The organism is Corynebacterium jeikeium (genome assembly GCF_000738175.1).
GTDB classification, from domain to species: Bacteria; Actinomycetota; Actinomycetes; order Mycobacteriales; family Mycobacteriaceae; genus Corynebacterium; species Corynebacterium jeikeium_C.
In genome coordinates this window covers 19,616-30,120 of sequence record NZ_JFCH01000017.1, presented here as the reverse complement: position 1 = coordinate 30,120, position 10,505 = coordinate 19,616, and the positions used below count along the sequence as shown (strand labels likewise).

6 protein-coding genes and 1 pseudogene are annotated in these 10,505 nt (G+C 63.0%); 4 read left to right on the top strand and 3 right to left on the bottom strand.

The annotated features are described in order from the left end of the window. The coding region (locus JQ46_RS02205; protein ID WP_034985045.1) for an IS3 family transposase at positions 1-300 on the top strand (300 nt) is incomplete at its 5' end. Positions 301-349: 49 nt separating this feature from the next. Here JQ46_RS02205 and JQ46_RS02200 read toward each other — a convergent pair. Then, positions 350-1,405 (bottom strand): annotated as a pseudogene (locus JQ46_RS02200) (IS481-like element IS3514 family transposase); the annotation flags it as partial. 272 nt (positions 1,406-1,677) lie between these two features. On the opposite strand from JQ46_RS02200, the gene JQ46_RS02195 reads away from it, so the two are divergent. Then, complete coding sequence (locus tag JQ46_RS02195) at positions 1,678-2,535, top strand: crotonase/enoyl-CoA hydratase family protein (protein ID WP_034985091.1); 858 nt, start codon at positions 1,678-1,680, stop codon at positions 2,533-2,535. Between the two features lie 128 nt (positions 2,536-2,663). Here the strand turns inward: JQ46_RS02195 and JQ46_RS02190 are convergent, their stop codons facing one another. After that, the gene (locus tag JQ46_RS02190) at positions 2,664-3,911 is read right to left on the bottom strand and encodes a glutamyl-Q tRNA(Asp) synthetase (RefSeq protein ID WP_051876202.1); all 1,248 of its coding nucleotides are present in this window, start codon (positions 3,909-3,911) and stop codon (positions 2,664-2,666) included. Between the two features lie 94 nt (positions 3,912-4,005). Here JQ46_RS02190 and JQ46_RS02185 point away from each other — a divergent pair, with 94 nt between their 5' ends. Next, positions 4,006-5,082 (top strand): hypothetical protein, encoded by a 1,077-nt coding sequence (locus tag JQ46_RS02185; RefSeq protein WP_034985089.1) that lies wholly within the window; start codon positions 4,006-4,008, stop codon positions 5,080-5,082. Positions 5,083-5,662: 580 nt separating this feature from the next. Continuing rightward, the gene (gene tgt, locus JQ46_RS02180; protein WP_237744676.1) at positions 5,663-7,156 is read left to right on the top strand and encodes a tRNA guanosine(34) transglycosylase Tgt; all 1,494 of its coding nucleotides are present in this window, start codon (positions 5,663-5,665) and stop codon (positions 7,154-7,156) included. On the opposite strand, the gene JQ46_RS02175 is transcribed toward tgt, so the two are convergent. Continuing rightward, complete coding sequence (locus tag JQ46_RS02175; protein WP_034985088.1) at positions 7,153-10,002, bottom strand: MMPL family transporter; 2,850 nt, start codon at positions 10,000-10,002, stop codon at positions 7,153-7,155. The two genes, tgt and JQ46_RS02175, sit on opposite strands and share 4 nt — an antisense overlap. Positions 10,003-10,505 lie beyond the last annotated feature (503 nt).

Below are 10,505 nucleotides of genomic sequence, written 5' to 3'. Positions count from 1 at the left end.
TCCTTGGTGATTCACTCAGACCGCGGAGCACATTATCGAGGCAGCAGCTGGCGAAGCATGACCGAGAAGTTCGGAATACTTCGCTCTATGTCGAAGAAAGGCTGTAGCCCCGACAATGCAGCATGCGAGGGGTTCTTCGGCCGAATGAAAAACGAAATGTACTACGGCAGAACCTGGCAGAACCCCCAAGAGCTCAAAGAAGCAATCGCGACATACATCGAGTTCTACAACAATCACCGAATCAAGATCAGCCTCGATGGTTTGAGCATTGCCGAATACCGAAAAGTCAATGTAGCGTGAAATCGAAACTGTCTAAAAAAACGTCCGCATCCCCTTTTGACCCTTAACCCAGGATGGTTTCGCCGGTGTATTTTCGCCCGATGCCAAGTTGGTAAAGCCTACTTGCATAGCGGACGGTTACCTTGCCGTTTGGGGTGACGACATCGTTGCGGACGCGCCATTCTTCTTCCGGTTTGTCGTTGGGTTCGGCTTTGGGGCCGGTGGTGTAGACCTCATGTGGTGTCCGCCTTCCGAGGGCTCGATGGGGTCGGACGGTGTTGTAGTAGTCGGCAAAGGTGTCGAGTTGTTGCTGGAGTTCGACCAGGGTGATCGCTGGGGATTGGGCAGCAATCCATTTTTTAAGCGTTTGGTGGAACCGTTCGATCTTCCCTTGTGTTTGAGGGTGGCCTGGCCGGCCATTTTTCTGTTGGATGCGGTATTTGTTGAGGGTTTTTTCGAATGCGTTGCGGCCCCCTTTTGCTCCAGCTAGGCGGGCAGTGAATACGAGTCCGTTGTCGGTGAGGGTGGACGCTGGCGGGCCGTAGGTGGCGATAAGGCGTTGCAGTTCAGCTGCAACAGCCGGTCCGCTGAAGGATGCTGCTGCGGTGATCGATAGCAGGTAACGGGAGTGATCGTCGATGAAGTCGAGGACTTCGAGTCGAGTGCCGTCGAGCAAGTGGAGGTGGGTGATATCCGCCTGCCAGCATTCGTTAGGCATAGCGGCTTCGAAGCGGATGAAAGAACTGCGTGGCTTTTTCTGCGGTTGTGGCGTGACAAGGCCTGCATTGGTGATGATCCGTCGGATGGTCGACGTTGACGGTACTCGCAACCCTTGGCGGTGAAGGTGGAATGCAATGGTCTCAGGGCCTGCGTCTAAACCGGATCTAACCAGTTGCTTACGCATGTCGATGATCTGGTTGCGTAAAGATGTCGGTACTGCTTGCGGGTGGGTATGAGGGGCGCGGGATTTCGGGGCGATGGCATCAGCGCCTCCGGCATCGAACTGGGACAGGATTTTGTAGACACGTTGCCGTGAGATTCTGAAGCGTTTGGCGACTTTGGTGACGGGTTCGCCTTGTTCGCGGACTGCCTTGACGATGGCGAGGTTGCGGTTAGGACTATTCATTTGTCAACAATGTCGCAGCTGAGGTGTCAACCATCACCGATTTTGCTTTGCGGTGGCAAACTGTCAACTATGCCGCGGCTGATCTGACAACCGTCACAACACTTATCCCTGGAACACGCTGTCAACTATGTCCTGACTTCAGACACCACATCCTCCGCCAAATCTCACATAGTGAGCAACCGGCGCTCGGTGATCTGGAAACGATCCCGGCGCCGGTTTTGCTTTTCCCAAATCTCACCCCGCATCGTCCGACGTGTTTTAGGTTGAAGAGCATGACTGATACCAGCGCCCCCACCGCGCCCAGCACCTCTAGTTCCCCCGGAACCGACCAGCTCGTCACCACGGAATACTCCGAGTCCATCCCCGGCCTCGTCCACGTCCGCCTGAACCGCCCCCGCAAGCTGAATTCGCTGACGATCGACCTGCTCCAACAGCTGATCTCCACGGCGCACACGCTCCGCCGCGACCGCTCCGTCCGCGTGGTCATCCTCTCCGGCGCGGAGGGCAACTTCTCCGCCGGCCTCGACTTCGCAGATACGCTGAAAAGCCCGCCGCGCATGCTTTCGCATTTCATCCCGCGTCCCCTGCGAGGCACGAACACATTCCAAGAGGCGCCGTGGACGTGGCGTCGCCTCCCTTTCCCGGTGATTGCCGCGGTGGAAGGCTATTGCTTTGGCGGTGGCGTGCAGATCGCTTGTGGTGCGGACTTTAGGTTTACGAGCAATGACGCCCACTGGTCAGTGTTGGAAGCGAAATGGGGTCTGGTGCCGGACATGTCGGGGATCATGTCCCTGAAGCAGTTGCTGCCGATTGACGAGGTGAAGCGGCTGGCCATGACCGGGGAGATCTTCTCCGGGGAGCTTGCCGCGGAGCTAGGCCTGGCTAAGGCTGTGGAGGATCCGCTGGCTGCGGCGGAGGAGCTGGCGCGGCAGATCATTGAGCGCTCGCCGGATTCGGTGGCGCTGGCGAAGAAGCTGGTGGACGAGACGTGGGACTCCGGCGAGCGGCGGACTTTCGCCCGCGAGCGCCTGCGCCAGGCGCGCCTGCTGGTGAGCAAGAACGCCGAGATCGCGCGGAAGGCCGCGCAGAAGAAGATCCCGCCGAAGTTCCGCCCGCGCGCGGTGCGCTAATTCGCGGGCGTTCCCGCCTACTTCACGCTTCAGCTTTCCGCGCCGCCTGCTTGCCGCGCGAGCTAGTCCGCGAGCGTTCCCGCCTACTTCACGCTTCAGCTTTCCGCGCCACCTGCTTGCCGCGCGAGCTAGTCCGCGAGCGTTCCCGCGGGGCGCCAGATGACGGGCTCGCGGGGCAGTAGTTCGGGCCGGAAGGTTGGCAGCAGCGCGGCGGGCGTGATGCCCCCGGCCGCTCCCGCCGCTTCAGCCGCCGAGATGTCCACCGCTTCGCCGAGCGATTCCGCGATCCACCGCATCATCCCTTCCGCCCCGCCGGGAAAGTCCCGCAGCGTGACGGCCCCGTCCCGCTTCGCCAGGCGCTTCCCATCCGGCCCTAACACCAGCGGAACGTGCACATACTCCACCGGCGGCAACCCCAGCAGGTGAGCCAGATACGCCTGCCTCGGAGCGGAACTCAGCAGGTCATCCCCGCGCACAACCTGCCCCACCCCGGCCAGCGCGTCGTCGACGACGACGGCCAGGTTGTAGGCATAGTCCCTGTTCACCGGCCCGCCCGGCGCGTCGGCGCCGGCGCCCATGCTGGCCTCTCCGCCCATCGCGTCTGTGCCCGCATTTACGCCAGCCGACGCTCCAGCATCTCCGCCACCCGCCGACGCCTTCGGTACGTTCCCGCCGCGCCGCAGCACCATGTCGTCCACCGCCCCGCGGTACACCCCGCCCGCGTATTCGCCACCCAAGCTTTCCCTACCCAAGCGTTCGCTGCCCGGAGCCTCACCGTCAGAAGCTTTACTGCCCGCTCCCACCGCGAACCGCTCGCGCACTTCCCACTCGTCCACGCCCGCGCGCAGCCGCAACGCCGGCACTCGCCCCCGTGCAGCCAACTCCGCGCGCTTGGCCACCCGCTCCGATTCTCCCAGGTCGCGGCATGTTCCCGGGTACGCGCCCGGCGCGGCGTGCGGCGCGCGGACCGCCTCGGCGATGTCCTTCCGCGAGCAGTAGCACTCGTATACGAGCCCCTTCTCTCGCAGGGCCTGTAGCGCTTTTTCATACTCCGACCAGCACTCTTGTTGACGCCACAGCCTCCCCTCGTACCCAATCCCCATAGTCGCAAGATCCAGTAGTTGCTGTTTTGCACTTTCTTCCGACGAGCGTTGAGCATCAATGTCGTCGATCCGCATCCGAAACTCGCGCCCCTCCTGCTTGGCAAACAACCACGCCAGCACAGCGGTCCGAAGATTCCCCAGGTGCAGGTCTCCCGAGGGGCTGGGCGCGTACCGCCCCGCGCCTTCGACCCCCGCCGACGCTAAATCCCCCACAGCCTGCGCCGCCTCACCACCTTGCGCCCTCGCTCCCGGCTGCTTCCCAGTTCGCACCATGCCAACGCCTCCTTTTTCCGCTTTCCCTGGCAAGGCTACCCGCGGGTCTGCAATACTTTTACGCCAAGGGGAAAGCTCAACGTGTGGGGGAAATGTGAATTCGTTGACGTGGGGGCGTCAGAAAGAACAGACAACAACAACGCTGCTCATTGAGGCGAAAGAGCTTCCGAGCGGCGCGCGGCGAGGGCTGGCGCGCGGGCGGCGACACTGCAAGATTGCGCCGGGGATCTACGCCGAGCGAGTGCACTGGGATGCGCTGCCGCGCGACGAAAAGGTGCGTCTCCACGCGATAGCACACGGCCTGAGCTGCACAAACGGCGCGCTGTGCGGGCGTTCTGCGGCGCTGCTGCACGGGCTACCGATCACGGGGCGGGCGGAGCCGAACGCGGAGATCGGGTACTACCCGCCGACGGGAACTCGCAAGGTTTCCGACAATCGAATCATCCGACCACTGCACGCTGGCTCGTGGCAGAGAACGGAAGAAATACTGATCACCACCGCCAACGGTCCGCGCGAAATTCGCCTAACCGGCATCCACGACTCAATAATCGACCTAGCCCGGTGGCATAGCGTGGCGGATGCAGTCGTGGCAGCAGAGTCGATTGTTCAGACGAAATACGGCAGCGATGCAGCAGAAGTATTTATTGCAGAAGTTCGTGAATACCTTCAATCAGCGCTGAATCTACGAGGTTTCAGCGAGGTCACGAAAGCTCTTCGACTGATCAACGGCGCCTCCGAGAGCCCGCGGGAATCTGAACTGAAGGTGAAACTGTGGGAGGCCGGGCTGCCAGCGCCTCTTCAGCAGGTGGAGCTGCACTACGAAGGCTACTTCGCAGGTCGCGTGGACTTTTTCTACCCCTGCGGACTGGTGATCGAGTATGACGGTCAGGGGAAATACCAGCCCGGCATGGCCAAGGCTGGCGCCAGCTTCACGCTGGGCACGGGCAGCGTGATCAACGAAGAGGTTTTCGCCGCGCGGCAGATCCTTAGCGAGCGCGAACGCGAGCGGAAACTGCAGAACCTGGGCCTGCGGATTTACCGGGTGGACCGCAATAACTTCCGTGATGGAAGTGCCGTGGCGGACATCTGCAGGATCCATCAGCAAATGACACGACAAGGCCTCGAGTTCCCCGCCACCAACCACCGGGGAGGTGTTCCGGCGTGGGAATAGCAGCTCCTGGCAGGAGGTAATTGCTTTCCTAAGGGAGAAGAATAGCGTCAGCGCAGGAATAGGTTCGCCGGTTAGGCATACATCTAGTCGGCAGGGAAGACGCCAAATCCGGCAGGGCGATTCTAAGCCCGTTTAAGCGATTTTCTTCGCGCTGAGAGGGTTCAGGATGCGCCGATCAGCCTGACGCGCTAGCGCCGTATTGCAAGATTTCCGACACTTAGGCAGCCAAATGTCCCAAATCTTCCACTCTGTTTTTATAACTTTCTATTTGCGCAGGTCAAAAGGGGTATAAATTTTTACTTCAGACTTGCTACCTGCCGAAAGTGGAAGATTTGGGACATTTGCGTTTTAGCCCACCCCGGCGCAAGGCAGCCGTGAGGCCAGTGGGGCTGATGTGGCATCAGCTAGACATCAACTGAGGAGGGGGAAGCGCTTGACCAGCGGGCCTGAACGGAGGGTGGGGCCAGTGGGGCTCATGTGACAGCGGGAGAACCTGGACATGGGAATGGGGAGGAATGGGTGTGGAGAGTCGGCCGCGCGAAAGGGGCGCCAACGGAAGCGGAGGATAAAATAGGGCGCCATGGCCGACAATCAGGGAAACACCAGCGCGGACACACGCGCGGGAGAGCGCACATCCAGCGACGGCGCGAACGTTAGCGCTGGTCAGAGCGCAGGTGCAGGCGCCAGCGCAGAAGCAAGCGCGGGCGCCGCAGACCTATCCTTCGAGGTGCGCACCCGGCTGCGCGATAACGCCAGCGCAGGCGCGAGCGCGGGTACGAACGCAGACACGGACACGCGCACGGGCGCGAGTGCGGGTGCCAGCGCAGGCGGAAGCGCGCGAGTGGATGGAAGCGCAGGCGGGCTGGGGCGTACGGGCGTCATAAAGACTCCGCATGGGAACATCCACACCCCAGCGTTCATCCCGGTGGCGACAAAAGCAACGGTCAAGACCCTCACGCCCGAGCAGGTGCGGTCGACGGGCGCGCAGGCGATGCTTTCCAACGCATACCACCTGTACCTGCAGCCCGGCCCGGACATCGTGGACGAGGGCGGCGGGCTCGCGACCTTCGAGAACTGGCATGGGCCGACGTACACGGACTCCGGCGGCTTCCAAGTCATGAGCCTCGGCGTGGGCTACAAGAAAGTCCTAGCCATGGACACAAAAGGCCGCAGCGAGGCGGACATCATCCAGCAGCAGAAAAAACGCATGGCCGTGGTGGACGAGGACGGCGTGGATTTCCGCAGCGTCATCGACGGCAGCAAGCACCGCTTCACGCCGGAGGTGTCCATGCAGATCCAGCACCAGCTGGGCGCGGACATTATGTTCGCGTTCGACGAGCTCACCACGCTGGTGAATACCCGCCCCTACCAGGAGCAATCCGTCGCGCGCACGCACCGTTGGGCTCGCCGTTGCCTGGCGGAGCACCAGCGGCTCACGGACTTGCGCACGCACCGCCCGCCGCAGTCTCTGTGGGGTGTGGTGCAGGGCGCGCAGTACGAGGATCTCCGCAGGCAGGCGGCCCGCGGGCTGGTGCAGCTGTCCGCGGAGGCGGAGGCGCAGGGCAACCGTGGTTTCGGCGGCTTCGGCATCGGCGGCGCGCTGGAGAAGGAGAACCTCGGCACGATCGTCCGCTGGGTCGCCGAGGAGCTCCCGGAGGATAAGCCCCGCCACCTGCTCGGCATTTCGGAGCCGGATGACCTGTTCACGGCGATTGAGGCCGGCGCGGACACGTTCGACTGCGTCGCGCCGACTCGCCTGGGCCGCCGCGGTGGCGTGTACACGCTGGACGGTCGGCTGAATCTTATGGGTGCGCGGTTTAAGAGGGATTTTTCTCCTATTGACGCCGCAGTAGGCGGCTATGTCTCGGAGAATTATTCGCGCGCTTATATTCACCACTTGTTGAAGGCGAAGGAGTACCTGGCCGGGACTTTGTGTACCCTGCATAATCTGCATTTCATGGTGGGGTTGGTGGACCGGATTCGCGAGTCCATGGAGCAGGGGCGTTTCTATGAGTTCCAGGAGGAGTTCATGCGGCGCTACTACGGCCCAGCCTGGCGGGAGCGCCTGGGCTAGCGCGCCGCTTCCGCCGCCACCTCCGCCGCTTCCGCCGGCTCCAGCGCGCGCCCTTCGTCGTCGAGGCGCTGGATGGCGCCGGAGCGGAAGTCGCGCTCCAGCTGCGAGCCTTCAACGTCGAAGGTCGGCAGTATGCGGTCCAGCCACTTGGGCATGTACCAGGTAGCCTTGCCGAGCAGCACCATCATGGCGGGGATGAAAGTCATGCGCACGAGGAAGGCGTCGAACAGCACGGCGGCGCCCAGCGCAAAGCCGAAGATCTGCACGAACGGCAGCGGCTGGAAGACGAAGCTGGCGAACACGCCGATCATGATCAGCGCCGCCACGGTCACAACCTTCGCGCCCATGCCGAAGCCGAAGATCACGGAGTCTTCAACGGGCGTGTACTTGGAGGTCTTCGCGGCCTCGAAGGATTCGTGCTTAAAGCGTTCTCGCATGCGCGAAACGATGAACATTTGGTAGTCCATCGCCAGCCCGAAGGTCACGCCGATAAGGAAGATCGGCATGAAGCTGATCAGCGGCCCCGGCGAGCTCCACAGCCCGGCCCAGCCTTCCTGCCAGACCAGCACGGTCAGTCCGAAGGCACCGCCGACGGAGAGCAGGAATCCAAGTGCCGCCATGATCGGCACGGTGATGCTGCGGAAGATCATCAGTAGCAGCACGAGCGCCAGCCCGACGACCAGCAGGAGGTATATCGGCATGGCATCCGACAGTTGGTCGGTGACGTCCTGCTGGATGGGGATCAGGCCGGTGATGCCCATGTCCACCCCGGTTTCCTGCTCGATCACGTTCTGCTGTCCGCGCAGCGCGTGGATGAGCGTGGCGGTGCTCTCCTCGGTCGGCCCGCCTACTGGCGTGATCAACAGCTGCGCGGCGAGCCCGTCCTCGCTCTGGCCGATGAGCTGCGCGTGCTTCACATGAATGTTGCTGCCGAGGTTCTCCATCGCGTAGATAAATGACGCCTGCGCCGCGGCCTTGGTCTTGTCGCCAGCGCCCTGGCCCGCCTCCGCGCCTTCAGCTGCCCGGGAGTCTCCCGCGTCCTGCGCCGGCTCTTCGCCGTCGCGAGGTGCTTCACCGCCCTGTGCGCCGTCAGCGCCCGGGGCATCTCCACCCTCCGCGCCCGGCGCGTCCGCCTGCCCCTGGATATAGGTGGCGAGCGCCGGCGAGTCCGGGTTTGCGTTCTCGCCGTTGACGACCACCAGGAACGGAGCGTTGCGGCCTGGGCCGAAGCCCTCCTCGAGCATTTCGGCGGACTTCCGCTGTGTGGAGTCCACGTTTGACGTCTTGTCATTCGGCAGCGAAAGCTGCAGGTTCAGAGCCGGGAGAGTCAACGCTGCCAGCACCAGCATCACCACTGCAATGGAGATTCCCGGGAAGCTGTAGACCAGCCTGATCCAGCGGCCCGCCAGGCCTTGCTTGTGCTGACCGTCGCCCGCGCGCTGGCGCTCCCCGCGCGCTACCGCGCGCGCAGCGCTCGCGCCGGCGCCGGCTTCCTCGCCAGCCTCAGCGCCAGCCCCGTCACCAACTTCAGCGCCAGCCACGTCAGCCCCGTCATCCCTGCCAGCCACGCCAGCCTCGTCGCCAACTTCAGCGCCAGCCACGCCAGCCACGTCATCCCTGCCAACGCGAACCGCACGCCCGCGACCCGCCGGACCGCCCGTGAAATACCCATGCGCCGAATCCTCCCCCACGAGGGCGGAGGCGTACTGAGCGCCAAACGTGGCGTCCTTACGAAAGACCCGCGAGCCACACGCCCCCAGCAGCGCGGGCAAGAACGTCAGCGCCACAGCCACCGCGACCATCACGCTGATCGCCGCGAAGTAACCCATGTACGACAGGAACGGAATGTTCGCCAGACGCAGGCCGACCAGCGCGATCGTCACCGTCAGGCCCGCGAACACCACCGCCGAACCCGCAGTTCCCGCGGCCAAGCCAATCGCATCCGGGCGCGACCGCCCCTGCCGCAGCTCATCGCGGTAACGCGACATGATGAACAGCGCGTAGTCGATGCCGACCGCCAGGCCGATCATCAGCCCCAGCGTCGGCGTGATGGAGTTCAGCGGCAGCACCGCCGTCGCACCCACCGTCACCAGCGCGCCGATACCCACGCCCACGATAGCCGTGACCAGCGGCAACCCCGCCGCCAGCAGCGAACCAAACGTGAACAACAGGATAATCAGCGCAACCACCACGCCCGCGATCTCCGAGATCGGCTCGACGGCGATGGGGTCACCGAAGCCGGGGCCGCCGACCTCCACGTCCATGCCCGCGTCGCGCGAGATCTGGATCGCGTCGTACACCGCCTGCCGATCCTCGTCGGTCACGTCGGCGGGCAGCGGCACGTCGTAGCTGAAGGTCATGGTGCCGTAGCGCCCGTCGGCGGAGTACATCCGCAGATTCTCCGCGTCGGATTGCGCGGTGGCCTTCGGCATGCCCTGCTTCGTCATCTGGTCGACGAGCATTTTGCCCAGCTTGTCGTTGAGCTCTACGGGGTTGCCGAACTGCATGCCCTCTTTGAAGTCGGGCACGTTGTTCTTTAATGACGCCACCGTCTCATCCATTGCCGCCATCAGCTCTGGGTCTTCGAGTTTCTTCCCCTCGGGGGCTCCGAAGACTATGTTGACGTCGGTGGATTCGGCGGGGTTTTTGGTGCCCGGGAATTTCTCTTGGAGCATTTCCGTGGCGTGCGTGGAGGGAACATCTTTGATTTCGAAGATGTCGTTGAAGCCCTTTTGGAACCCCAGGGCAGCCGCCGCGATGCCGACGAACAGTAGCAACCAGGCGGCAATCACCCGCTTCTTGTGCAGGTAGGACCATCGTCCGAGGTTAAACAGGATTTTCGCCACTGGTTGACCTTCCGCCGGCTGTTGAGTGTGTGTAGGACCTTGAGCTTGCGTTCGTGGTTGCGCTCTGGCAGCTCCTGCGGGGTGGGGGTTTCCCGAGAGATGCTTCCCACGAGGTGCTTCCCACGCCGCAGACAGTTCTCGAAATATACATCCTACAGTAGCCAAAAGCCCAGGTGGGTTGTGACAGGTGTGACGTGTGTTGCTAAAGCTTCCGGGCGGGCCTTCCGGATGCGCTCCCAGCTTCCCCGTCGTAGGCAATGCAAGGGGCAAATGTCCCAAATCTTCCACTTTCGGCGAGTAGCAGGTTTGCGGCAATTTTTCGCAACCTTCTGACCTGCAGAAACAGAAAGTTATAAAAACAGAGTGGAAGATTTGGGACATTCCCACTTCGGCGCCCCCTCATTGCCAGCCCTACACGCCCGACCGCGCACCCCGCTCGCGCACTCCCAACCCCCGCGGACGCTGCCGCCCGCCCCGCCCCGCAGAATTGAAGCTCCCCGGAC